Raw genomic sequence first — 23,477 nt, 5'->3', positions numbered from 1 at the left:
CTCGACCGTTTACGATTACGAGGCCCAAACGGCGCTCGCGATGAGTTCACTCTCGCAGCCACCGCGCAAAACCTCCGGAAGATGGCCAAGCTGATCGCGATGCCCATAGCAAGACCCGCATAGGGCCCCCCTCGATCTCTTCGCCGGCCCAGCTATTACAGCGGAATACCGCCGGCCTTTTTCAACGGAATCGGCCCTGAGCGGACATTCATCACAGCATCGCCGATGTCGGCTTTTGAGAGCGACACGGACCTCGCTATCCCCGCTCGCATTGAGTACACGCCCTGTTCTCATCACGTTTTGGCGCGGCGCCGTCACAATCAGAAACACGAATTCTCAATCCGTGCACTGAAGCGACGTGCAGGCAAACTTGCGCGATGTCTCGCTTGCGTTTGCCGCGACGCTTCGCTTACGAGGTCGCGAGCGGACCCGCTGGGCGTCCGGCGACCTGTTCATTTCAGATCATTGCCCATGGAGATTGCGATGAAGATCACTGCCTCGATCATGCTTGCCGCCGCGCTCGCTCTGTCGTCGGCACCGGCCAGCGCCACCGTCCTCGATCTCTCGACCATGACCTGCAAACAGTTCGTCGACGGTGGCGACGACACCATCAAGATGGTGCTGGTCTGGATGGACGGCTGGTACAAGGGCGACTCCGACGAGGCGATCATCGATACCGACGTGTTCACCGAGAATGCAAAGAAGTTCGGCACCTATTGCGGAAAGAATCCGACCATCAGCATCGTCAACGCGGCGGAGGCCGTGCTCGGCAAGTAAATCTTGCAGCGTGATTAGCCTGAACCCTCATGGTGAGGAGCGCGGAACGCGTGTCTCTGTACGATGCTTCGCATCGCCAGGCGAACCATGAGGCCGGGCTGGTGGCCTCGTCCTTCGAGACGCTTGCTGCGCAAGCTCCTCCAGCGACAAAGGCGAAGCCTTTGCGCGGGGATGAGGAGATACACCGTCTATGATGCGAGAGGCCTATCCCGGCAGCATCGCGAAGGCGCTCGACACCATCGCCACCGGCTTGTTGTCGGTGGCGGAGGATAGCGTGACGCGGCCGAAGCTCATGGTGCGGCCGAGCCGGACCACGCGGGCGTCGGCCAGCACGTCGGACGCCGTCACCGCGCGCATGAAATGCGTGGTCTGGTCGACCGTCGTCATCGGCCGATAGCCCTTGTTGGCCGCGAGGTTGGCGAGCACCATCGCGGTGTCGGCGAACGCCATCAGCGCCTGGCCGCAGACGATGCCGCCATTGCGGCACAAGCGCTCGGAAAACGGCATGCGCAGGATGGCGCCGGGCTGCCAGTCGGCATCGCCGCCGGCAGGCGGCGCGATGTCGAACTGCTCGATCGACAGATTGAGGTCCTGGACCCATGGCGCAAAGACGTCGCCGAGCACGCGTTTCGCGTCGTCGATCCCGAATTCCCCGGCTTGCTGCTGCATGACGTCCCGTTCCTCTGTTGATCCTATATTGCTCTAGTTGCGCGTGACATGCACGCGTGGCGTCTTGCCGTCATTCCACTTGCCGTCGATCGCCCGTTCGATCTGGGCGGCGAGCTGCAGCAACAGCCCGTCACTCGCTTGCTTTCCGATCGCCTGGATGCCGAGCGGCAGGCCGTGCTCGTTGGTCGCGAGCGGCAGCGAGATCGCGGGGATGCCGCAGAGATTGACGAGCGGCGTGAAGGCGAAGTTGCGCCAGAGATTGCCGAACCAGTCCAGCACCGACGGATTGTCGGAGATGGTGAGATACTCCGTGGTGCCGACCTTCGGCGTCGGCAGCGCCGTGATCGGCGTCAGGATGATGTCCCAGTCTTCGAAGAAGGCGCCGAAGCCGCGCGAGGTGGTGTTGAAGACGGCCTGCATGCGGGCGCGATCGGCGAAGCTGAAGTCGCGGCCGTGCTCCCATATGCGGATGTTGATCGGCTCGATCAGCTCCGCCGGCGGCCGCTCGAGGCCGCGCGCGGCGAGCATGTTGCCGATCACGACGGCGAAATTGCTGATGTAGCAAGTGGTCTGCGCCGCGAAGGCTTGCCGATAGTCGATCGCCGGCAGTGCGTAATCGACCTGATGGCCGAGGCCTTCGAGGAAACGTCCGACCCGCTCGAGCTCGGCTGTGATGTGCGGCGTCGCGCGATAGTCGCCCCATGTGTGCGACAGCGCGATTCTGAGCCGGCCGGGATCGCGCGCGATCATCGCGGCATATGGCTCGGGCGAGGTCCAGAACGGCATGAACTCGCCGGGCGCAGGTCCCCGGCAGGCATCGACGAAGCCAGCGGTGTCGCGCACCGTGCGCGACTGGCAGCCCTGGATCGAGACCAGCCCGGTGAGATCGGACAGATGCGGCGCGAGCGAGAACACGCCGCGCGAGACTTTCAGGCCGATATTGCCGTTGACCCCGGCGGGAATCCGGATCGAGCCGCCGCCGTCGGTCGCATGCGCGATCGGCACCGCACCGGCGGCAACCATCGCCGCGCTGCCTGCCGACGATCCGCAGGTGGTGTAGTCGGTGTTCCAGGGATTGCGCGTGACATAGACCGCGGGATTCTCCGCCGAGCTGCAGACCCCGAACTCCGGCGTCGTGGTGCGGCCGATCAAATTGAGGCCGGCCTTGCGCATCTTCGCGGTCAGGAAGGTATCCGCCGCGGCGCGGTTGCCGCGCATCATCAGCGAGCCCATCTCCTGCAGCCGTCCCTTCAGGGTCGGGCCGAGGTCCTTCATCAGGAAGGGCAGGCCGGCGAACGGGCCGTCGAGGTCGGCGCCGTCGCGCGCCGGACCGGCGATCACATCGTCGAACAGCTCGACGACGCCGCAGAGCGCGGGATCGACCTTGGCGACGGCGCTGGCTGCCTGCGACGCCAGCTCACGGGGCGTCAGCTCGCCGTTCCGGACGCGCTCCGCGAGCGCCGTCCCGTCGTGCTGCGTCCACTCGTCCCAGCTCATCGCCAAAGTCATTTGATCGATTCCTTTTCTGCTTTGTTGCGCAGTGTAATTTGCGCGGCCGCCCGGTCAAACCAGTGCGCGCCGGCAGCCCGTCCGACGCGCGCTTGCGCTCCGACGCGCACTGCGCTGCGTTCCGATGCGCGCTTGCGCTGCGTTGCAAGCGCCGTGCCCGGCTTGAAAATGCCCCAGTTTCGGCGCCCAGTCGCCTGCTCGCGAGTGGTGGGGGCGTACATGTTCCGCAGATTGGTGGTGCTCGGCGGCGTGATTGCGATCGGACTTACGCTCAGCGGTTGCACGCGCTGCGGTCCGATCTGGGACGACTGGATGCAGTCGCCGAAATCCTGCAAGTCAGACCATCTCTAAGGGCATGATCCGGAAAAGTGGAAACCGGTTTTCCGAAAAAGATCATGCTCAAACAAAGAGATGAGAACATGATGCGATTCCGCGAAAGCGCATCATGTTCGGGGCCGGGGCAGGCGCGCTTGGCGGCGGCTTTGTTGCGGTGATATACCGCCGACGAAAACGCAGGGAGTGTTCTTATGAGAGTTTTGAGCGCAGTTGCGGTTGCGGTGCTGCTGTCGGCGCCGGCCTATGCGCAGATGCCGAACGTCAACCTGATGCCTGAGGTCAAGACCAGGACCCAGGAGGAGAAGGAGCAGGACGCGGTCAGGGACAAGGCCTACAAGGACTCGCTCAGCAAGATTCCCGATGCCAAGGGATCGTCCGATCCCTGGGGCGTCGTGCGCAGCGATCCGCCGAAGGCGGCCGCCCATCCCGCCAAGCCGAAGACCAGGACCGGAAGCTCGGCGCAGCCGGGAAGCGCCGCGCCGCGCAGCCAGTAACGCTCATACGGGGCGACGTCATCCATCTCCCGCAGACTCGGATTCTCCCGCCGCCGCCCCTATATTGGGGTGTCGTCAGTTGGTCCGGAGTTGCGGCATGGTGTCTCGTCCGCGCGATCTCGCCAGCCGGATGGCCGAGCGGCGAAAGCCGGACGACGGCTATCTGCGCGAGACCTTCAGCCTGCCACGCGATCAGGCCCGCGTGAGGGCGCGTGACTTTCTCAAGCGCTACCCGAAGGCGGCCTATATGAGCGCCGTCGAGAGCTGGCGCGAGCTTCCCGGCGGCGACATCGAGTTCACGATGCGGCGGCTGGCCAGCGCGGATTGAAGCGTTTTCGAGCGAAGCGGGCGCCGGTTCGTGTGTTCTAATTTTAATTAGAACCGAAGCTCTGCAGGCCAGCGCGTCAGGGCACCGGGGCGTGCACGATGGACTGTGCCTCAGTCCCCATTGCTGCCGCGGGTCCGTTCCCGCCCCAGATTGTTCAGCTCGCGATCGATCCGCAGCTGCACGCGGCGGATCGCCAGAAGATCGAGCTTTGCTTCAGTCTTGCCCGTGAAGACGCGGTCGCCGATCTGGAAGCGCCATTTCCAGACGCCGGCCATCAGCTGAGTGACGCTGAACTCGATGCCCCTGTGGATCATCTGTAACGGTTCCGCGAATGAAGGGCGGTCGTCGATATTTAAACCATTAGTTGTAGTAATGATCAGCACCCGTAAAAAGATCGTATGAAAGGCCGCGCTCGTTCGAGCTGTCGTTGTGGATTCCGGAAAGGATTCGTCCGCCGGCAGCGTCGCCACGGAACGGTCGCCAGCCATGTTGCCTGCCCAGCGCCGCGCAATTCGCGTTGGTTGAGCAGGCCAATGTTACGAACACTGGCGGAACCCGAGTCTTCCCGTCGAACGCTACGGAGTTTTTCCAGGGCTCAGGAGGGGTACGAAGGTAGTATGCAGATTGTGCCAGCCGTTATCGGACGCCGTCGCGCCTGTCAGGTTAACTTGTTGATTATCAGGGGAACTTCGGGCGCAAGGCGCGTCGCACGGCCGGAACTTTGTTCTTGGCCGGAGAACTACGGAATTTTAAACGGCCCCGACAGGGGGCCGCCAACCCGTCCCGGAGGCGGGTTTTCCTCCAGCAGTCGGGGGGCTACCTGTCTGGCTGGGGGCCCCCAAATAAGGGCACTGCCGGGTCAATTGTTCCAGTAAACATTCCGCGAGAACAGATCGCGACCCGCAGGAAATTATGGGGCCAGAACATCTGAGGGTCTTCTCAGTAGTCCTACCGAGAACATCGGCTAACCCTTGGTTACAACGGGGTTAAACCCAAACCAGGCCACTCCAAAAATCAAAGCAGGCCATTGTGGATGGAAACGGGCCGGCACCGGTCTGCTCGAAAGAACATATTGCGAACGTAGAACAAACGTGGTACGAGGTTCCCATCAACAATGCATTCCGCCTGATCTCATCGCCCGTTTGTCCCGCTAGCGAATCCCCGCAATAAGGAGCACATCCCAAATGTCCGCCACTGCACTGCGTATCGTCGAAGGATCCTCCATGGACAAGTCCAAGGCCCTCTCAGCCGCGCTCTCCCAGATCGAGCGCCAGTTCGGCAAGGGCTCGGTGATGAAGCTCGGCAAGAACGACCGTTCGATGGATGTCGAGACGGTGTCGTCGGGATCACTCGGGCTCGATATCGCGCTCGGCGTCGGCGGTCTGCCGAAGGGACGCGTCGTTGAGATCTACGGGCCGGAATCCTCGGGCAAGACCACGCTGGCGCTGCACACCGTGGCGGAAGGCCAGAAGAAGGGCGGCATCTGCGCCTTCATCGACGCCGAACACGCGCTCGACCCGGTCTATGCACGCAAGCTCGGCGTCAACATCGATGAGCTCTTGATCTCGCAGCCGGACACCGGCGAACAGGCGCTGGAAATCTGCGATACGCTGGTGCGCTCCGGCGCGGTCGACGTGCTGGTGGTCGATTCGGTTGCGGCGCTGGTGCCGAAGGCCGAACTCGAGGGCGAGATGGGCGATGCGCTGCCGGGCCTGCAGGCGCGCCTGATGAGCCAGGCGCTGCGCAAGCTCACCGCCTCGATCAACAAGTCCCACACCATGGTGATCTTCATCAACCAGATCCGCATGAAGATCGGCGTGATGTACGGCTCGCCGGAGACCACCACCGGCGGCAACGCGCTGAAGTTTTATGCCTCGGTTCGTCTCGACATCCGCCGCATCGGCGCGATCAAGGAGCGCGACGAGGTCGTCGGCAACACCACCCGCGTCAAGGTGGTGAAGAACAAGCTGGCGCCGCCCTTCAAGCAAGTCGAGTTCGACATCATGTATGGCGAGGGCGTCTCCAAGATGGGCGAGATCCTCGACCTCGGCGTCAAGGCCGGCATCGTCGAGAAGTCCGGCGCCTGGTTCTCCTATGACAGCCAGCGGCTCGGCCAGGGTCGCGAGAATTCCAAGGCGTTCCTGAAGGCGAATCCCGACATCACCGCCAAGATCGAAGCCGCGATCCGGCAGAACTCTGGCCTGATCTCCGAGCAGATCCTCGCCGGCACGCCCGAGCGCGACGCCGAGGGCGAGGAGCCGACCGAGGAGTAAGTCTCCGGCATGATCCGGAAAAGTGCGAAGCGGTTTTCCCTCGCGACAAACGCGAAGCGTTTGCGCGGAGATCATGCTCAAATCATCACATGACTTCGCTGCAAGCGGGCGCTGAGGACGTTGAGTTGCCGACGTCTTCGGCGCCCGTTTGGTTTTGTGTGTCGTCGCGAGAGTTGGGCCGATGAAACGCCTGATCCTGACCAGTCCGCCCGGCCTCAGCCTCATCCGTTCGGGGCTTGCCGAGGTCGGTATTACATCGACCTTTCGGTTTGTCGGTGGACCGCTGCCGTCGCCAGGAGAACTCGAGGCGTATTTCGGGGCGCGGTCGGACAAGAATCCGGTCGGACACTGGTCGCACTGGTGCGCGTGGGGCCAGCGGCCTCAGGATGCCCGGCCACGTGGGAACCTCGCACTGAACGAATTTTGCGAGCCTTACGAGGTGATCGAGCTTTGGTTCGATCCGGATCCAAATGATCAACTGCAGCTCATCTGGTTGCTCGATCATTTCCAAGCTTACCCGGCGCTGGCGGCCAAGTTGAAGTTGCGGCTTGTCGCATTCGATCTGCTGACGATGCACGAGACGTGGCGTAGCTGGGACCAGGTACCGCTTGCCAACATCCGATCCGCGGACCTTGAGACCGCAAGCGTATGTTGGCAGGCGTATCGAGCGGCAACGCCGGCGGCCTGTTTCGATGCGGTTCATCGCGACCTGAGCGCGTTTCCCTTGCTGAGGCCGGCGCTGCTTGATCTGCTTCGTGAGCTGCCATGGAGCCGATCCGGACTGGGCGCGACCGAGATGCGGTTGCTTGAACTGGTCGCCGCCGGGTTCATGGGGACGAACGCGCTGTTCTACCTCCGCGGCTTTCGCCAGCGTGGCGTCTTTAACGACATGGAAATCGGCAGGCTGCTCGAAGGCCTTGCGCATGGTCCGCGACCGGCGATTGCCGGGCTCGACGATGGCTTGCGCTCCATCGACCCGGATAATGCGCGACGTCGCCTGGAGGCCTTCCAGCGAAGCCGCTTGTCGGTGACGGAGTTTGGCAAGGCGGTGCTTGCCCACAAGGCGGACTTCACCGACCACAATCCGGTCAATCGCTGGTGGGGCGGCACGCACCTCACCAACGACAACCTTTGGCGATGGAATCCGGCGTTGACCGGCCATGACACGCAGCGGGAGCCGCGCGCATCGTGACGAGTCTGATCCTGGCGACAAGCGATCTCGCGAGCTATCGCCTGAGGCAGGCGGGAAGGGCGGATATCGTCGTCGGCTTGAGGCCGCGCTTCGTTTGGGGGCAAATGCCCTCGTCGGCTGACCTCACGACCCTGCTGCAACCGCGTTCTGCAAAGCATGTCGATTTCGACACGCACTGGCTCGACTTCGCCAGTTCAAGATGGACCGGCTCGATCGGTCGGGACGTTGGGCTTGTCGAGTTGTGTGAGCGTTGCGACAGCGTCGAGCTATGGGCTGATCCTCAGCCGAATGACCAACTGGTGCTGGCCTGGTTGCTCGACGTGCTCCGCCCGCACCGCCACATCGTAGCGAAGCTCAGTCTGGTCCAGACCGATGTCGAGATCGGCGGGTACCGAAGCGAGAGCTCGGCGCAATGGCGATCGCCTGCACTTGCGGTGACCGATGATCGGCTGGAATTGGCCGGTCGTGCCTGGAATGCCTATCGCGCTCCGACGCCCGAGCCCTGTTTCGACCTTCTCATGCAGGATCTGTCGGCCATCCCGCAACTCCGCGCGGCGCTGATTGCGTTGCTCGAGGAGCTACCCGGGCAAGACACCGGCCTCGGCGCGTCCGAACTGCGGATGCTGGATCTCGTCGCCGACGGCGAGACAAGCCCACAGGTCCTTTCAAGCGAGCTGAACCGGGAACGCGGCGTGTTCGATTTTCAGGAAGCGGAGCTGATCCTGGACCGGCTCGCCTATTGTCCATCACCGGTCCTGAGCGGATTTCCCTCCGAGATCGAGGCGGCCGACGATTTGAAGGCCCGACGAGAACGACTCTTGCACAGTCGGCTGTCGCTCACCGATTTCGGCCAGGAAGTGTCGGATCGCGAGCTCGACTTCAGCCAGTACAACACGATCCATCGCTGGTGGGGCGGCACCGAATTGACCAATGAGCGGCTGTGGCGCTGGGACGCCGAGAGCCGAGCCTTGGTCGCTCCGTAGGTTTTGATCGACACCGTGCCGCCGGCAGGGCCGCGTTACGCCAGCGCCTTTTCGCGGCTCGCGATCAGTGCCCGCAAATCCTCGGTCACGGCGACCGACTGATGCGTCTTCTGGTCGGTCGCGACCCAGATGATCTCGCCGGTGGCGCGCAGGTCATCGGAGCCCTTGGCGAAGATCGCGAGCGCAAGATTGATCGAGGAGCGGCCGATCTTGGCGACCCGCACGCAGACCTCGATGTCCTCGTCGAACCGGATCGGCGCCTTGTACTCGACGACCGATTTCACAGTGTGGAAGTCGATGCCGGTCCGCGCCACCTCGCCGAGATAGTCGTAGCCGAGCGCGCGGAAATATTCGGTGATGGCGGTGTCGAAATAGGTCAGGTAGTGGGCGTTGAACACCACGGCCTGCGCGTCGACCTCCGAATAGCGGACGCGGAACGGGAAATGGAACCAGAATTCCTCGCGCATGTTTCCTCCTGCCGCGGGCGGCCCTCGCTATCGTTCGTTCCGCGGTTAGCAGGGACGTTACGATCGCTGGACCGTAGGATGGGTAGAGCGCAGCGAAACCCATCGTTCACGGAGCGTGATCAGCAGTGATGGGTTTCGCTGCGCTCTACCCATCCTACAACAATGGCTACGAGAAGGGCGCTTACTCCGCCGCCTGCGCGTAGTCCTCGACCGGCGGGCACGAGCACACCAGATTGCGGTCGCCATAGACGTTGTCGACGCGGCCGACCGGGCTCCAGTATTTGTCCGAGCGCGACACGCCGGCCGGGAAGCAGCCCTCGGCGCGGGTGTAGGCCCGGTTCCAGACATCGTCGGCGATGTCGTGCACGGTATGCGGCGCGTGGCGCAGCGGCGAGGCCTCGACCTTCCAGCGGCCCTTCTCGATCTCCGCGATCTCGTCCCGGATCGCGATCATGGCGTCGCAGAACCGGTCGATCTCGAACTTCGATTCCGATTCCGTCGGTTCGATCATCAGCGTGCCCGCCACCGGGAAGCTCATGGTCGGCGCGTGGAATCCGTAGTCGATCAGGCGTTTGGCGATGTCGTCCACGGTGACGCCGCTGGTCGTCTTCAGCGGCCGCGGATCGACGATGCACTCATGCGCAACGCGGCCGCGCTCGTTGCGGTACAGCACCGGGAAGTGCGGCTGCAGCCGTGCGGCGATGTAGTTGGCATTGAGGATCGCGATCTCGGTCGCCCGCGTCAGGCCTTCGCCCCCCATCATCAGGATGTAGATGTAGGAGATGGTCAGGATCGACGCCGAGCCGAACGGCGCGGCCGACACCGGGCCGATCGCATGCGCCGTCGCTCCGTCGGTTGCGGGATGGCCCGGCAGATAAGGCGCAAGATGCGCCTTCACGCCGATCGGGCCCATGCCGGGGCCGCCGCCGCCATGCGGGATGCAGAAGGTCTTGTGCAAATTGAGATGGCTGACATCGGCGCCGTAATCGCCGGGCCGCGAGAGGCCGACCTGCGCGTTCATGTTGGCGCCGTCGAGATAGACCTGGCCGCCATGCGCGTGCACGATGTCGCAGATCTCGCGGATATGCTCCTCGAACACGCCGTGGGTCGACGGATAGGTGATCATGACCGCGGCAAGGTTGGCGGAGTGCTTCTCGGCCTTGGCGCGGAGATCGTTGACGTCGACGTCGCCGCGCGCATCGCACGCCACAACCACGACCTCCATGCCGACCATCGCGGCCGAGGCCGGATTGGTGCCGTGCGCGGAGGAGGGGATCAGGCACACCTTGCGGTGCGGCTCGCCGCGCGCGAGATGGTAGCCTCGGATCGCCAGCAATCCGGCATATTCGCCCTGCGCGCCGGAGTTCGGCTGCAGCGAGACCGCGTCATAGCCGGTGATGTCGCACAGCCACTGCTCCAGCCGCTTGAACAGCGCGTGATAGCCCTTGGCCTGATCCGCAGGCGCGAACGGATGCAGATTGCCGAACGCCGGCCAGGTCAGCGGGATCATCTCGGTGGTGGCGTTGAGCTTCATCGTGCAGGAGCCGAGCGGGATCATCGCGCGGTCGAGCGCGAGGTCACGATCGCTGAGCTTGCGCATGTAGCGCAGCAGCTCGGTCTCGGAACGATGCGTGTTGAACACCGGATGGCTGAGGAAGGCGCTGGTGCGCCGCAGCTCCTTCGGCAGCGCCTCGTGCGCGCCGGCCTCGATCTCGGCATAGCTGAGCTTGCCGCCGAACACGCGCCACACCGCCTCGACCGTCTCCGGCGTCGAGGTCTCGTCGAGCGCGATGCCGAGCGTGGTCGCGCCGATGCGCAGATTGATCCGCTCCGCCTGCGCGCGGCTGACGAGCTCGATCCGCCTGCTACCTGCCTCGACGGTCACGGTATCGAAGAACGCTTCGCTGGTCGGCGCAAAGCCGAGCTTGCGCAGGCCGGCCGCGAGCACGGTGGCGCGGCGATGCACGCTGCGTGCGATATGGGTCAGGCCCTCGGGACCGTGATAGACCGCATACATCGAGGCGATCACGGCGAGCAGCACCTGCGCGGTGCAGATGTTCGAGGTCGCCTTCTCGCGGCGGATATGCTGCTCGCGGGTCTGCAGCGCGAGGCGATAGGCGGGCTGCCCACGCGAATCCACCGAAAGGCCGACGATGCGGCCGGGCAGCGAGCGCTTCAGCGTGTCGCGCACCGCCATATAGGCGGCGTGCGGTCCGCCGTACCCCATCGGCACGCCGAACCGCTGCGCCGAACCGATCGCGATGTCGGCGCCGAGCTCCCCGGGCGAGGCGAGCAGCGTCAGCGACAGCAGGTCCGCCGCGACGATCGCAAGCGCGCCCTTGGCGCGCAGCGACGCGATGGCAGGCTTGAGGTCGCGAACCGCGCCCGATGTGCCCGGATATTGCAGCAGCGCGCCGAGTACGTCGGCGTTGTCGAGCTCGGTCAGGGGATCGCCGACCACCAGCGCCCAGCCCAGCGGCGCGGCGCGCGTGCGCATTACCGCCAGCGTCTGCGGATGCACCTCCTTGTCGACGAAGAACACCTTCGCCTTGACCTGCGAGTGGCGCTCGGCGAGCGCCATCGCTTCCGCCGCTGCCGTCGCCTCGTCAAGCAGCGAGGCGTTGGCGACGTCGAGCCCGGTCAGATCGCAGATCATGGTCTGGAAGTTGAACAGCGCCTCGAGCCGGCCCTGGCTGATCTCCGGCTGGTACGGCGTATAGGCGGTGTACCAGGCCGGGTTCTCCAGAATGTTGCGCTGGATCACGGCGGGCAGGATGGTGCCGGAATAGCCCTGGCCGATCAGCGAGGTGAACACCTGGTTCTGCGCGGCGAGCTCGCCCATATGCGCGAGCGCCTCGGTCTCGCTCAGCGCCCGGCCGAGATCGAGCGGCGCCTTCTGCCGGATCGACGCCGGCAGCGTCTCGTTCATCAGCGCCTGCAGGCTCGCGGCGCCGACCGTCTCCAGCATCGCGTTGACGTCGCGCGGCGACGGTCCGATGTGGCGGCGGACGAAATCGGTGGCGGCTTCATTGATCGGCTTGAAGGGCGCGTTCATGGGCTGATCCTCGGGTGATCCTTTAGGCGGTGTGCGCGGCGTAGGCGGCCTCGTCCATCAGGCCGCCGAGCTCGCCCTTGTCGGCAATCTTCAGCTTGAAGAACCAGGCCTTGCCGCCGGCGTCGGAATTGACCAGCGCCGGCTCGGCGGCGAGCGCGTCGTTGACCTCGACCACCTCGCCTGAGATCGGCGCGTAAACGTCGGAGGCGGCCTTGACGGATTCCACGACAGCGGCGGCCTCGGCCTTCTTCAGGCTGCGGCCGATCTTGGGCAGTTCGACGAACACGACGTCGCCGAGTTGCGACTGCGCATAGTCGGTGATGCCGATCGTGGCGACGTCGCCCTCGATGCGGAGCCATTCGTGGTCGGACGTGTACAGCGTCGTCATGGGGATCGATCCTTTGGCGTTCAGCGTTTGTAGGTATTGGGGACGAAGGGCGTAGCGGCGACCTTGAGCGGCAGCCGCTGGCCGCGCACTTCGGCGAAAACGGTGGTGCCGACGGCGGAAAGGGCCGTGGGCAGGTAGCCCATCGCAACCGGCGCATTGAGGCTCGGGCCGAAGCCGCCCGAGGTCACCTTGCCGATCTGCTCGGTCGAGCCGGCATCGGCGAACAGCGCGGCGCCTTCGCGCACCGGTGCGCGGCCGTCGGGCTTCAGGCCGACCCGTCGGCGCGCGGCGCCATCTGCGAATTGAGCGAGAATTTTGTCGGCGCCGGGGAAGCCGCCGGCGCGGGCGCCGTCGCTGCGGCGAACCTTCTGCACCGACCATTCCAGCGCGCCTTCGACCGGCGTCGTCGTGGTGTCGATGTCGTGGCCATAGAGGCACAGCCCGGCTTCGAGCCGCAGGCTGTCGCGCGCGCCGAGCCCGATCGGCAACACGTCGGGATTGTCGAGCAGCGCGGTGACCAGGGCTTCCACCTTGTCCGCGGGCACGGAAATCTCAAAGCCGTCCTCGCCGGTATAGCCGGAGCGCGAGACGAAGCAGTCGACGTCGCTGACGCGGCGCGGACCGGCGTCCATGAATTTCATCGAACCGACATCTGCACAAAGTTTCGCCAGCGCCGATTCGGCTTTCGGGCCCTGCAGCGCGACCAGCGCGCGGTCGGCCAGCGACACGATCTCGCAGGCGTCGGAGAGATTCGCACGCAGATGCGCCTCGTCCTCGGCCTTGCAGGCGGCGTTGACCACCAGGAACAGGTGATCGCCAAAATTCGCCACCATCAGGTCGTCGAGCAGGCCACCGTCATTGTTGGTGAATTGCGCGTAGCGCTGCCGTCCCGGCGCGATGCCGACGATGTCCTGCGGCACCAGTTTTTCCAGCGCGAGCGCGGCATCCGCGACCTTGCCGGATTTGGCCCTCAGCGCGAGCTGGCCCATGTGCGACACATCGAACAGGCCGGCTTCCTTGCGGGTGTGCAGGTGCTCCTTCAGCACGCCGGCCGCGTATTGCACCGGCATGTCGTAGCCGGCGAACGGCACCATCTTGGCGCCGCGCGCCAGGTGCAGCGCGTGCAGCGGGGTCTGTTTCAGCGGGGAGGTTTCGCGCGCAAGCATCACAGGGCCCTCGCGGTTCCCGCCGGGGACCTATTTCCCCTTGAGAAACCTGCAGAAAGCCCCATCTGTCGCTGTGCCTGAGAGTATTATCCCGTCGGCGGACGCATCGGGGCGAACCCCAGCGTCTCTTTCCAGATGTCAGACGTCACGCGGTCCTTTTGCCTGAGAGTTTCCGGGGCGGTTGCTCCTTCGGCGCCGGCGGTAAGGCCGGTCTCTCCCGACGTGACTAGGTATAGGTAGGTAGAAAACACGGCGCCACCAAGACTGTCAACGCAGCTGCAGCAACTATCCAATGGGCTTTGTGCTGCCGCGGCAAGCCCATGATCCGCCTGCACAGTTTCTGGACACCGCAGCTGGCAATGTCTAAAAGCGTTCGGCCGGAAAATGACGCCTTTTTGCGGCTGGCCGGCCCCTTTTTCCGATTGGATGAACATGAGCAGCGTCAACGACATCAGGTCGACATTTCTGAACTACTTCAAGGCGAACGGGCACGAGATCGTGGCCTCGTCGCCGCTGGTGCCGCGCAACGACCCGACCTTGATGTTCAACAATGCCGGCATGGTGCAGTTCAAGAACGTCTTCACCGGGATCGAGAAGCGTCCCTATCAGCGTGCCACCACGGCGCAGAAATGCGTGCGCGCCGGCGGCAAGCACAACGACCTCGACAATGTCGGCTACACCGCGCGCCATCTCACCTTCTTCGAGATGCTCGGCAACTTCTCGTTCGGCGATTACTTCAAGGAGCGCGCGATCGAGCTCGCCTGGAATCTGATCACCAAGGATTTCGGGCTGAAGAAGGACAAGCTGCTGGTCACCGTCTACCACACCGACGACGAGGCGGCCGGCTACTGGAAAAAGATCGCGGGCTTCTCGGACGACCGCATCATCCGCATCCCGACCTCGGACAATTTCTGGGCGATGGGCGATACCGGCCCGTGCGGGCCGTGCTCCGAAATCTTTATCGATCGCGGCGAGCACATCTGGGGCGGTCCGCCGGGCACGCCTGAGGAGGACGGCGACCGCTTCCTGGAGTTCTGGAACCTGGTGTTCATGCAGTACGAGCAGGTGACGAAGGAGGAGCGCGTGGCGCTGCCGCGTCCCTCGATCGATACCGGCATGGGCCTGGAGCGCATGGCGTCGATCTTGCAGGGCGTCGAAAGCGTGTTCGAGAGCGACCTGTTCCGCAACCTGATCGATGCGGCATCGTCGGCGCTCGGCCATGGGCCGAACGCGCAGAACGTGGCGTCGTACCGGGTGATCGCGGACCATCTGCGTTCGTCGGCTTTCCTGATCGCCGACGGCGTGCTGCCGTCGAACGAGGGCCGCGGCTATGTGCTGCGCCGGATCATGCGCCGCGCGATGCGCCATGCGCAGCTTCTGGGCGCGAGCGAGCCGCTGATGCATCGGCTGGTCTGGGCGCTGGTCCGCGAGATGGGCCAGGCTTATCCGGACTTGGTGCGCGCCGAGAAGCTGATCGAGGAGACGCTGCGGCTGGAAGAGACGCGGTTCCGCAAGACCCTGGTGCGCGGATTGTCGCTGCTCGACGAGAAGAGCGCCGGCCTCAAGAAGGGCGACATGTTCGATGGCGACACCGCCTTCACCCTGTACGACACCTTTGGTTTCCCGCTGGACCTGACCCAGGACGCGTTGAAGTCGCGCGGCATCAGCGTCGACCAGGCGGCGTTCACCGACGCGATGGAGCGCCAGCGCATCAAGGCGCGTGCGTCCTGGGCAGGTTCGGGCGAGGCGGCGAGCGAGGCGATCTGGTTCCCGCTGCGCGAGAAGCTCGGCGCGACCGAATTCCTCGGCTACGAGACCGAGAGCGCGGAAGGCGCGGTGACGGCGCTGATCAAGGACGGCGCCGAGGTCGAGAGCCTGAAGGCCGGCGAGAGCGGCGCGATCGTGCTGAACCAGACCCCGTTCTACGGCGAGTCCGGCGGCCAGGTCGGCGACACTGGCGTGCTGACCGGGGAGGGCGTCAAGTTCCGCGTCACCGACACGCAGAAGAAGGCCGGCGATCTGTTGGTGCATCTCGGCACGGTGGAGCAGGGCACGCTCGGCGTCGGCACCGCATTACAGCTCGAGGTCGACCACACCAGGCGCTCGTCGATCCGCGCCAACCATTCGGCGACGCATCTGTTGCACGAGGCGCTCCGCCAGGTGCTTGGCGATCACATCGCGCAGCGCGGCTCGCTGGTGACGCCGGACCGGCTGCGCTTCGACTTCGTGCATCCGAAGCAGATCACGCCGGAAGAGCTCGCCCGGATCGAGGACATCGCCAACGATGTCGTGCTGGAGAATGACGAGGTCACGACCCGGGTCATGGGCGTCGACGATGCCCGCGAGGCCGGCGCCCGCGCGCTGTTCGGCGAGAAGTACGGCGACGAGGTTCGCGTCGTGTCGATGGGCAAGGGCGCCCGCGATCACGGCCAGAACGCGCTTGGCTGGTCGGTCGAGCTCTGCGGCGGCACCCATGTCCGCCGCACCGGTGACATCGGCATGATCTCGGTGACCAGCGAGGGCGCGGTGGCGTCCGGCGTGCGCCGCATCGAGGCGCTGACCGGGCATCACGCGCGCAAGCACGCCAACGACACTATCGCGCTGGCCAAGACCGCGGCGCTGGAGCTGCGCACCACGATCGAGGACGTGCCGGCGCGCATCACAGCGCTGATGGAAGAGCGCAAGAAGCTCGAGCGCGATCTCTCCGACGCCCGCAAGAAGCTCGCGATGGGCGGCGGCGGTGCGTCGAACGGCGCCGCCTCAGCCGTTCGCGAGGTCGGCAATGTCAAGCTGCTGGCGCGCGCGGTCGAGGGCGTCGAGACCAAGGATCTCAAGAGTCTCGTTGACGACGGCAAGAAGCAAATCGGCTCGGGCGTGGTCGCGATCGTCGGCGTCACCGAGGACGGCAAGGCCGGCATCGTGGTCGGCGTCACCGCCGATCTGACCGCGCGGTTCAACGCGGTCGAGCTCGTGCGCAAGGGCTCCGAGGTGCTCGGCGGCAAGGGCGGCGGCGGCCGGCCCGACATGGCGCAGGCCGGCGGGCCCGACGGCGCCAAGGCCGACGCCGCGCTGTCGGCGATCGAACAGGCCATGACTCAACAGGCATCGGCCGGCGCCTGACGGAGAGGCTGATCGTGGCGACGGCTCCGCTCAAGCCCACGATCGGCGATCCCGGGCTGCGCGACCGTCTCTACGAGCTGCTCGAACGTGATGATCTGCCGCATTCGGGCGGCTTGCGGTTTGCCCGGGTCATCGTCGCCATCATCGCCGTCGACGTGCTGGCGGCGATCCTGGCCTCCGTGCCCGAGATCGACGCGCAGTTCGGCTGGCTGCTGACGACCATCGAGATCGCGGCGGTCATTGCCTTCGCGCTGGAATATGCCGCGCGGCTCTGGAGCGTGGTCGGCCACTCGCTGCGCGACGTGACGCCGGCGCGGGCGCGGCTGGAATACGCCTTCTCGGCGCTCGGCGTGATCGACCTGCTGGCCTTCCTGCCATCGGCCGTCGCGCTTGCGATCGGCGACAAGACCGCGCTGGTGCTGTTCGGCATGCTGCCGTTCCTCAAGCTGGTGCGCTACTCGACCGCGATGCGCTCGCTGCTGGCGGCGCTGCATGCCGAGCGGCGCACGCTGTTCGGCTGCGTGGTGATCCTGACCGGCGCGGTGCTGCTGTTTGCCTCGCTGCTCTATGCCATCGAGCACAAAGTGCAGCCGGACAAGTTCGGCACCATGCCGCAGGCGATGTGGTGGGCGATCGTGACGCTCGGCACCGTCGGTTACGGCGATGTCGTCCCGATTACGCCGCTCGGCCGGACCGTCACGGTGGTCGCGATCGTCGTCGGCTTCGCGATGATCGCGCTGCCGGTCGCGATCATCTCGACCGCGTTCGCCGACGAGGTCCGGCGCCGCGACTTCGTCGTGACCTGGGGCATGCTGGCGCGGGTGCCGCTGTTCTCACATCTCAACGCCGCCGATATCTCCGACATCATGCGATTGCTGCGGTCGCAGACCATCGAGGCCGGCGAGGTGCTGGTGCGGCGCGGCGATGCGGCGTCATCGATGTATTTCATCACCGCCGGTGAGGTCGAGATCGACCTGCCGAGCCAGCTTGTGCGGCTTTCCGACGGCGCGTTCTTCGGCGAGATCGCGCTGCTGCGGCGGACCAGCCGCTCCGGCACGGTGACGGCGACGCGCAAGACCAAGCTCCTGGTGCTCGATGCGCAGGACTTCCATGCCCTGATCGAGCGCATGCCGGCGCTCGCCGCGCATGTCCGGGAGACCGCCGAGGCGCGGCTTGCCGACCCGATCGCGGCCGGCGGCGACCTTGCCGCCGCAGAGATCGCCCAGGCGCCGCGCGAAACCGACGGCGGCATCCGCGACTAGAACCTCATTCCGATTGAATCGGAACGAGGCCTCGATTCTTCGTTTGGCGCGTTTTCTTCACGCGAACCGGTAACCACTTCGCTCGAAAACGCTTAGTCCCGTCGCAGGAACACGTAATCCGCCGAATACGCCGCGCTCTTCAGCGCGCCGGCCTTGTCGCAGGCGCCGCTGAACTCGCCGCCCGAGGTGTTGATCCGCTGCACGGTTGCGACGCCGGAGAGCAGGCCGTTGCCGCGATGGGCGATCACCTCGAGCTTCAGCCAGGGAATATCGGCGGCGGTGGCGCCGGGTGCGCTGCCGGCGGCGCGGGCGGTCACGACGCTGCCGTCGACGTGCTCCCAGTTCGGACCCGCATAATGCCGGCCGACCGTGCGGCCGTCGGCGATCAGGGTCGCGACCGGTTCGCGGAACGACCAGGCGAGCTTGCCGTCGCTGACCGGCTTGCACTCATAGACCTGCACGCCCTCGGCATGGACGGTAAGGATCTTGGACTCGCCAGGCGCCGCGACGGCGTCGGGCAGGGGATCGGCAGCGAATGCCGCCGACGTGGTGAGCGAGAACGATGCGAGCACGACGGCTCTGACAAGGGCCACGGTCATGCTCGCACCTGTCTTCCCAGGATGACGGCCTCAGGCCGCGATCGCCTTCACGAGGTTGTCGGATACCTTGTCGAGGAATCCGGTGGTCGAGAGCCAGCGCTGGTCGGCGCCGACCAGGAGCGCGAGGTCCTTGGTCATGTAGCCCTCTTCGACGGTCGCGACGCAGACCTTCTCCAGGGTGGTGGCGAACTTCGCCAGCGCCTCGTTGTTGTCGAGCTTGGCGCGATGGGCGAGGCCACGGGTCCAGGCGAAGATCGACGCGATCGAGTTGGTCGAGGTCTCCTTGCCCTTCTGGTGCTCGCGGTAGTGGCGGGTCACGGTGCCGTGGGCGGCTTCGGCTTCCACGGTCTTGCCGTCCGGGGTGAGCAGCACCGAGGTCATCAGGCCGAGCGAGCCGTAGCCCTGGGCCACGGTGTCGGACTGCACGTCGCCGTCATAGTTCTTGCAGGCCCAGACATAGCCGCCGGACCATTTCAGCGCCGAGGCCACCATGTCGTCGATCAGGCGGTGCTCGTAGGTCAGGCCCTTGGCGTCGAATTCCTTCTTGAACTCGCGGTCGAAGACGTCCTGGAAGATGTCTTTGAACCGACCGTCATAGACCTTCAGAATCGTGTTCTTGGTCGACAGATAGACCGGGTAATTGCGCATCAGGCCGTAATTGAACGAGGCGCGGGCGAAATCGGTGATGGAATCGTCGAGATTGTACATCTCCATCGCGACGCCGGCGCCGGGCGCCTTGAACACTTCCTTCTCGATCACGGTGCCGTCCTCGCCGACGAACTTCAGCGACAGCGTGCCCTTGCCAGGGAACTTGATGTCGGTGGCGCGGTACTGGTCGCCATAGGCATGGCGGCCGATGATGATCGGCTTGGTCCAGCCGGGAACCAGGCGCGGCACGTTCTTGCAGATGATCGGCTCGCGGAAGATGCAGCCGCCGAGGATGTTGCGGATGGTGCCGTTCGGCGACTTCCACATCTGCTTCAGGCCGAACTCCTTCACCCGGGCCTCGTCGGGGGTGATGGTGGCGCATTTGACGCCGACGCCGACCTTCTTGATGGCTTCGGCGGCGTCGATGGTCACCTGGTCGTTGGTCTCATCGCGGTATTCCATGCCCAGATCGAAATAGAGCAGTTCGACATCCAGGAACGGGTTGATCAGCTTGTCCTTGATGTACTGCCAGATGATCCGGGTCATCTCGTCGCCATCGAGCTCGACGACGGGGTTGGATACCTTGATTTTTGCCATGATGGGGAGGCCCTCTTGGGAACGGCGCGCTTTTGACGGCGGGGATGGAAAAGATGCCTGCGCTATAGCACCGCCCGGGGGCGGGCGGAAGCGGAGGGGTTATGCACTTTCAGCCCATCTTTTCACCTAAAATGGGACCTGAGTGGCCGTCCCCGCGACGATGTACCAGGTGACGAACAGGCCCGCGATCAGGGCCCCCGGCAGGCTCGATCCGGTCCGCCGCCAGGTGAAGGTCGCGATCACGGCGACGATCGCGAGCAGCGGCACGAACTGGATCGCGACGATGGTCGAGAGCGGCACGAAACCGGGGTCCGGGACCGGGTTGAACAGCTTCCCCGTCAGCCACAACGTGCCGTATTGCAGCACCAGTAACACGATGAAACCGAACGTCAGCGCCAGGATGTTGGTCAGGTACAGCGCCCCGCGCGGCGCATCCATGGTCGAGAAATTCCGGTGCAGCACGTGCAGCGCCACGACGAAAAACGCCGTGAACGGAATCAGATAGATCAGGAAGATGAGGAATTGCTTCGCGCTCATCAACTTGAGTGCGACGATCCAGAAGCGGAAGTCGATCTTGAAGGCGAGGTCGGCAAGCCACAGCGTGGCATAGCCGACCGCGACCGAAGCCAGCGCGATCACGACGGATTGACCGACGAGGCCGGTCCGGCTGGCGCGCCTCGGGGCGAACCGCATCAGGGCGAGCGTGATCAGGCCGTTGATGATGGCCCAGACCAGGATCTGGTTGGTGATGCCCTGCGGGAGGAACGCGCTCGGGGTGACGAAGGTGCCGCCCAGTGCAAAGGCCGGGTAATAGGTCAGCGCCGGGATGAAGGCGGACAGGATGAACGCCGTGGTCCAGCGCCGGCCGCTCGCGGCCTGATGCGCCGGCATGGTGCCGTCGGCAACCGCCGGCAGCCGCAGGCGGGAGAACATCGGTGCCTCCAGCAAGCCGTCGAACGTGCCGATCACCAGGACGATAAAGCCGATCAGCGCGACCAGCGTGCCGATCTCCTTGCGGAACCAGATCTGGTCGTCGACCGGACGCGGCGTGCCGCCCTTCAGCGTCTTGGCGAACCAGTCGAGGCTGTAGCCGATCGCCTCATGCGAGATGTGCTCGGCCGGATGGGTCATCGCCGGCGTGTACAGCACCCGCGCGGTGCCGTTGGCCGGATCGCCATAGACCTTGCCCGGCTCAACCGCGCCTTGGGTGCCGAACAGCGCCCAGAGCTTCGGGCTCTTGGTGACATCGCGCGCGAGCGGGACGCTCCACATCAGGTCGGGGAATTCCTCGTACTGCGCGAACACCAGCGCGGTGTTGCGCGGCCAGTTCGCGGTGCCCTCGGCGGCGAACGGCTTGCCGGTGGACGAGCCTTCCAGCACCATCGACTTGTAGTCGTTGGGCATCGCGGCCGCAGCCGCCAGCACGGTCCAGCCGCCCATCGAATGGCCCTCGAGCCCGATATTCTCCTTGTCGACGAATTCGAGGCTGCGGAGATAGGCAAGGCCGTCAGGTCCGCCAAAACCGTTGGCGAAGGAGGGCGGGTCGCTGTAGCCGTGGCCGGTCTGGTCGAGCGCCAGCACGACATAGCCGCGGCGGGCGAACTCGATCGCGAAGCCGTCCTGGGTCTCGCGCGAATTGATATAGCCGTGGACCGCGAGGATGCCGGGCGCCGGGATCTGCGGCGTGGCATTCGGCGGGATGTAGAGCAGGGCGCTCATGGTATTGCCCTTGGCACCCTTGAAGCGCACATCCTCGATCCGGATGCCGCCGGCGGTCTGCGTGAAGTGGGCGAGCAGGCCCCCCGCCACGATCAAGATCAGGCCCAAAATCGCCAGCGTCCATCTGCCCCGCATCCGTCCCCCCAAGGTGCCTCGCCGTTGAAACCGGCATCTCAAGCGTGCCTTTACAGCTTCGCTTTGGTTGTGGTTGATAGCCTATCCGAAGGCCAAGTGCGCGCAAGCGGCAGCCTTCGCTTCGTGCGATTGGGATTCCGATTGAGGATTCGCAAACGCGGCTAACCCTGTTATCTCCTTGGAGAAAATGGTCCCGCGCAAAACCGGTGCAAAGCTGGTCGATGCGGTCTTGGGCCCCTGCATGAGATTCTGAATCAGCCCTCTCGGAAGCTGATTCAAAATCTTCAGACGTTGAATCAGAAAGTGAAGTAAGATGTCCGGCACCGACAAGACCAAGGCAGGGCACGACCTTGCCGGTCCCGTCGTCATCCTGGTCGAGCCGCAGCTTGGCGAGAACATCGGCATGGCCGCGCGCGCGATGGGCAATTTCGCGCTGTCGAGGATGCGCATCGTCAACCCGCGCGACGGCTGGCCGAACATTGCCGCCCAGCGCGCGGCTGCCGGTGCCGACCACATCATCGGTTCCGTCGAGCTGTTCGACACCGTCGAGCAGGCGATCGCCGATCTCACGCTGGTGTTTGCGACCACCGCCCGGGCCCACGACCAGGCCAAGCCGGTGGTCGGGCCGGAAGGCGCGGCGGGTGAGATCGTCGGTCATGTCGCGTCGGGCGGCGGCGCCGGCATCCTGTTCGGGCGCGAGCGCGCCGGCCTGACCAATGAGGAGGTCGCGCTCGCCAACCGCATCATCACCTTCCCGGTGAACCCGGGCTTCGCCTCGCTCAATCTGGCGCAGGCGGTGCTGTTGATGGGCTACGAGTGGTTCAAGCTGTCAACCGCGGGCGCGCTGCCGTTCGCGATGCCCGAGCGGTCCGAGCCGGCCTCCCAGCACCAGATGCAGGCGTTCTTCGACAACCTCGTCGCCGAGCTCGACAAGGTCGAGTTCCTGCGGCCGGCGGAGAAGCGCGACACCATGCTGGTGAACCTGCGCAACATCTTCACCCGGATGGATCCGACCAAGCAGGACATGCACACGCTGCACGGCGTGGTGATGGCGATCGCCGAGGGCCGCAAGGGCCCGGCCAAGGGCGGGGTGCTCGACGGCGCCCAGGCGACGCGCTTGCGGGCGCTGCTCGCCGAGCAGGGGCAGAGCGGCGCGACCGCCGACAGCAGCAGCACGGTGCGCGGGCTCGCCCGGCTGCTCCGCCGCAACCCGACCGACGCCGAACGGATCCTGTGGCAGGCGCTGACGCGGGACCGCCGCTTCGCCGGCCAGTTCAAGCGCCAGACCCCGGTCGGCCGCCACATCCCCGACTTCGTCTCCTTCGTGCACCGGCTCGCGATCGAGCTGGTCAACCCGAACGAGAGCGAGGCCATCGGAGCCGACCGCGCCAAGCGCAGAGCCTGGCTCGAGGCGCGCGACTACCGGGTGGTCGACATGCAGGTGGCCGATGTCGAGCGCGACCTCGACGGCGAGCTCGCGCGGCTGGAGGCGGGGCTGCGGCAGGAGCGGTAGCTTACGCAATTGCTCTGTCCGCGGAGCAAGAACGGGATTCGAGTAAGCGACTCTTTCCACACGTCGTCCTGGCGAAGGCCAGGACCCATATGTGGACGGCCCCCGTGGCACAAGAGCTGTTTGGTGAGATCGGATCGCTTGCATCCATATGTCCGGCCTGTTGGGTGCGATCGAATGGATCGCTGGCCAAGATGGTTTGCGCGATGCGAGTTCCAAACAACCACGCGGCCTGTTGGCGGCCGATGGG

The 23,477-nt window shown here is 65.2% G+C and carries 20 protein-coding genes and 1 riboswitch; of the genes, 9 read left to right on the top strand and 11 right to left on the bottom strand.

What is annotated here, in order from left to right:
* Positions 1-483 precede the first annotated feature (483 nt).
* Positions 484-777, top strand: coding sequence for an HdeA/HdeB family chaperone (locus I6F38_RS40585; RefSeq protein WP_050387706.1), 294 nt, complete (start codon positions 484-486; stop codon positions 775-777).
* Between the two features lie 204 nt (positions 778-981).
* On the opposite strand, the gene I6F38_RS40580 is transcribed toward I6F38_RS40585, so the two are convergent.
* The 3 genes from I6F38_RS40580 to I6F38_RS40570 are packed head-to-tail and all read right to left on the bottom strand — an operon-like array spanning position 982 to position 3,290.
* Positions 982-1,446, bottom strand: a complete 465-nt coding sequence (locus I6F38_RS40580; RefSeq protein ID WP_225164349.1) for a PaaI family thioesterase — start codon at positions 1,444-1,446, stop codon at positions 982-984.
* Positions 1,447-1,479: 33 nt separating this feature from the next.
* Entirely contained in the window at positions 1,480-2,955 is a 1,476-nt protein-coding gene (locus tag I6F38_RS40575; protein ID WP_225164348.1) for an amidase, read from the bottom strand.
* Complete coding sequence (locus tag I6F38_RS40570) at positions 2,952-3,290, bottom strand: hypothetical protein (protein WP_225164347.1); 339 nt, start codon at positions 3,288-3,290, stop codon at positions 2,952-2,954. The genes I6F38_RS40575 and I6F38_RS40570 overlap by 4 nt, the downstream gene beginning before the upstream one ends.
* A gap of 192 nt (positions 3,291-3,482) precedes the next feature.
* Here I6F38_RS40570 and I6F38_RS40565 point away from each other — a divergent pair, with 192 nt between their 5' ends.
* On the top strand, positions 3,483-3,785 hold the full coding sequence (locus I6F38_RS40565) for a hypothetical protein (protein ID WP_225164346.1): 303 nt from the start codon (positions 3,483-3,485) through the stop codon (positions 3,783-3,785).
* A 97-nt stretch (positions 3,786-3,882) separates the two neighbouring features.
* The gene (locus tag I6F38_RS40560; protein WP_016848527.1) at positions 3,883-4,113 is read left to right on the top strand and encodes a hypothetical protein; all 231 of its coding nucleotides are present in this window, start codon (positions 3,883-3,885) and stop codon (positions 4,111-4,113) included.
* 110 nt (positions 4,114-4,223) lie between these two features.
* Here the strand turns inward: I6F38_RS40560 and I6F38_RS40555 are convergent, their stop codons facing one another.
* The gene (locus I6F38_RS40555; protein WP_028337111.1) at positions 4,224-4,427 is read right to left on the bottom strand and encodes a hypothetical protein; all 204 of its coding nucleotides are present in this window, start codon (positions 4,425-4,427) and stop codon (positions 4,224-4,226) included.
* A gap of 870 nt (positions 4,428-5,297) precedes the next feature.
* On the opposite strand from I6F38_RS40555, the gene recA reads away from it, so the two are divergent.
* From recA to I6F38_RS40540, 3 genes are all read left to right on the top strand, one after another.
* Positions 5,298-6,386, top strand: coding sequence for a recombinase RecA (gene recA / locus I6F38_RS40550; RefSeq protein ID WP_016848520.1), 1,089 nt, complete (start codon positions 5,298-5,300; stop codon positions 6,384-6,386).
* Between the two features lie 181 nt (positions 6,387-6,567).
* Positions 6,568-7,578, top strand: coding sequence for a hypothetical protein (locus I6F38_RS40545; RefSeq protein ID WP_225164345.1), 1,011 nt, complete (start codon positions 6,568-6,570; stop codon positions 7,576-7,578).
* The gene (locus tag I6F38_RS40540) at positions 7,575-8,561 is read left to right on the top strand and encodes a hypothetical protein (RefSeq protein ID WP_225164344.1); all 987 of its coding nucleotides are present in this window, start codon (positions 7,575-7,577) and stop codon (positions 8,559-8,561) included. Before I6F38_RS40545 ends, I6F38_RS40540 begins: the two co-directional genes overlap by 4 nt.
* 35 nt (positions 8,562-8,596) lie before the next feature.
* On the opposite strand, the gene I6F38_RS40535 is transcribed toward I6F38_RS40540, so the two are convergent.
* The 4 genes from I6F38_RS40535 to gcvT form a co-directional block, all read right to left on the bottom strand.
* Positions 8,597-9,028, bottom strand: coding sequence for a thioesterase family protein (locus I6F38_RS40535; protein ID WP_225164343.1), 432 nt, complete (start codon positions 9,026-9,028; stop codon positions 8,597-8,599).
* Positions 9,029-9,209: 181 nt separating this feature from the next.
* Positions 9,210-12,083, bottom strand: a complete 2,874-nt coding sequence (gcvP, locus tag I6F38_RS40530; protein WP_225164342.1) for an aminomethyl-transferring glycine dehydrogenase — start codon at positions 12,081-12,083, stop codon at positions 9,210-9,212.
* 22 nt (positions 12,084-12,105) lie between these two features.
* A complete protein-coding gene (gcvH, locus tag I6F38_RS40525) occupies positions 12,106-12,471 on the bottom strand; it encodes a glycine cleavage system protein GcvH (RefSeq protein WP_225164341.1) in 366 nt (121 codons plus the stop codon).
* Between the two features lie 20 nt (positions 12,472-12,491).
* Positions 12,492-13,637, bottom strand: coding sequence for a glycine cleavage system aminomethyltransferase GcvT (gene gcvT / locus I6F38_RS40520; protein WP_225164340.1), 1,146 nt, complete (start codon positions 13,635-13,637; stop codon positions 12,492-12,494).
* A gap of 141 nt (positions 13,638-13,778) precedes the next feature.
* A riboswitch (glycine riboswitch) is annotated at positions 13,779-13,867 on the bottom strand.
* Positions 13,868-14,069: 202 nt separating this feature from the next.
* On the opposite strand from gcvT, the gene alaS reads away from it, so the two are divergent.
* Entirely contained in the window at positions 14,070-16,757 is a 2,688-nt protein-coding gene (gene alaS / locus I6F38_RS40515; RefSeq protein WP_225164339.1) for an alanine--tRNA ligase, read from the top strand.
* Between the two features lie 11 nt (positions 16,758-16,768).
* Entirely contained in the window at positions 16,769-18,019 is a 1,251-nt protein-coding gene (locus I6F38_RS40510; RefSeq protein WP_225164350.1) for a cyclic nucleotide-gated ion channel, read from the top strand.
* 92 nt (positions 18,020-18,111) lie between these two features.
* On the opposite strand, the gene I6F38_RS40505 is transcribed toward I6F38_RS40510, so the two are convergent.
* The 3 genes from I6F38_RS40505 to I6F38_RS40495 form a co-directional block, all read right to left on the bottom strand.
* On the bottom strand, positions 18,112-18,618 hold the full coding sequence (locus I6F38_RS40505; protein ID WP_225164338.1) for a DUF3455 domain-containing protein: 507 nt from the start codon (positions 18,616-18,618) through the stop codon (positions 18,112-18,114).
* A gap of 30 nt (positions 18,619-18,648) precedes the next feature.
* Positions 18,649-19,863 (bottom strand): NADP-dependent isocitrate dehydrogenase, encoded by a 1,215-nt coding sequence (locus tag I6F38_RS40500; RefSeq protein ID WP_016848511.1) that lies wholly within the window; start codon positions 19,861-19,863, stop codon positions 18,649-18,651.
* Positions 19,864-19,989: 126 nt separating this feature from the next.
* Positions 19,990-21,717, bottom strand: a complete 1,728-nt coding sequence (locus tag I6F38_RS40495; RefSeq protein ID WP_225164337.1) for an alpha/beta hydrolase — start codon at positions 21,715-21,717, stop codon at positions 19,990-19,992.
* Between the two features lie 313 nt (positions 21,718-22,030).
* Here I6F38_RS40495 and I6F38_RS40490 point away from each other — a divergent pair, with 313 nt between their 5' ends.
* On the top strand, positions 22,031-23,230 hold the full coding sequence (locus tag I6F38_RS40490) for a TrmJ/YjtD family RNA methyltransferase (RefSeq protein WP_225164336.1): 1,200 nt from the start codon (positions 22,031-22,033) through the stop codon (positions 23,228-23,230).
* Positions 23,231-23,477: the final 247 nt, after the last annotated feature.

The organism is Bradyrhizobium sp. BRP56 (genome assembly GCF_020194035.1).
GTDB lineage: Bacteria > Pseudomonadota > Alphaproteobacteria > Rhizobiales > Xanthobacteraceae > Bradyrhizobium > Bradyrhizobium australafricanum.
The sequence above is the reverse complement of the archived record's forward strand: the minus strand, read 5'-3'. Positions and strand labels throughout refer to the sequence as shown.

Coding starts and splice junctions, on each gene's coding strand:
- I6F38_RS40585 (WP_050387706.1), top strand. CDS start 484: ATGAAGATCACTGCCTCGATCATGCTTGCCGCCGCGCTCGCTCTGTCG.
- I6F38_RS40580 (WP_225164349.1), bottom strand. CDS start 1,446: ATGCAGCAGCAAGCCGGGGAATTCGGGATCGACGACGCGAAACGCGTG.
- I6F38_RS40575 (WP_225164348.1), bottom strand. CDS start 2,955: ATGACTTTGGCGATGAGCTGGGACGAGTGGACGCAGCACGACGGGACG.
- I6F38_RS40565 (WP_225164346.1), top strand. CDS start 3,483: ATGAGAGTTTTGAGCGCAGTTGCGGTTGCGGTGCTGCTGTCGGCGCCG.
- I6F38_RS40560 (WP_016848527.1), top strand. CDS start 3,883: ATGGTGTCTCGTCCGCGCGATCTCGCCAGCCGGATGGCCGAGCGGCGA.
- I6F38_RS40555 (WP_028337111.1), bottom strand. CDS start 4,427: ATGATCCACAGGGGCATCGAGTTCAGCGTCACTCAGCTGATGGCCGGC.
- recA (WP_016848520.1), top strand. CDS start 5,298: ATGTCCGCCACTGCACTGCGTATCGTCGAAGGATCCTCCATGGACAAG.
- I6F38_RS40545 (WP_225164345.1), top strand. CDS start 6,568: ATGAAACGCCTGATCCTGACCAGTCCGCCCGGCCTCAGCCTCATCCGT.
- I6F38_RS40535 (WP_225164343.1), bottom strand. CDS start 9,028: ATGCGCGAGGAATTCTGGTTCCATTTCCCGTTCCGCGTCCGCTATTCG.
- gcvP (WP_225164342.1), bottom strand. CDS start 12,083: ATGAACGCGCCCTTCAAGCCGATCAATGAAGCCGCCACCGATTTCGTC.
- gcvH (WP_225164341.1), bottom strand. CDS start 12,471: ATGACGACGCTGTACACGTCCGACCACGAATGGCTCCGCATCGAGGGC.
- gcvT (WP_225164340.1), bottom strand. CDS start 13,637: ATGCTTGCGCGCGAAACCTCCCCGCTGAAACAGACCCCGCTGCACGCG.
- alaS (WP_225164339.1), top strand. CDS start 14,070: ATGAGCAGCGTCAACGACATCAGGTCGACATTTCTGAACTACTTCAAG.
- I6F38_RS40505 (WP_225164338.1), bottom strand. CDS start 18,618: ATGACCGTGGCCCTTGTCAGAGCCGTCGTGCTCGCATCGTTCTCGCTC.
- I6F38_RS40500 (WP_016848511.1), bottom strand. CDS start 19,863: ATGGCAAAAATCAAGGTATCCAACCCCGTCGTCGAGCTCGATGGCGAC.
- I6F38_RS40495 (WP_225164337.1), bottom strand. CDS start 21,717: ATGCGGGGCAGATGGACGCTGGCGATTTTGGGCCTGATCTTGATCGTG.
- I6F38_RS40490 (WP_225164336.1), top strand. CDS start 22,031: ATGTCCGGCACCGACAAGACCAAGGCAGGGCACGACCTTGCCGGTCCC.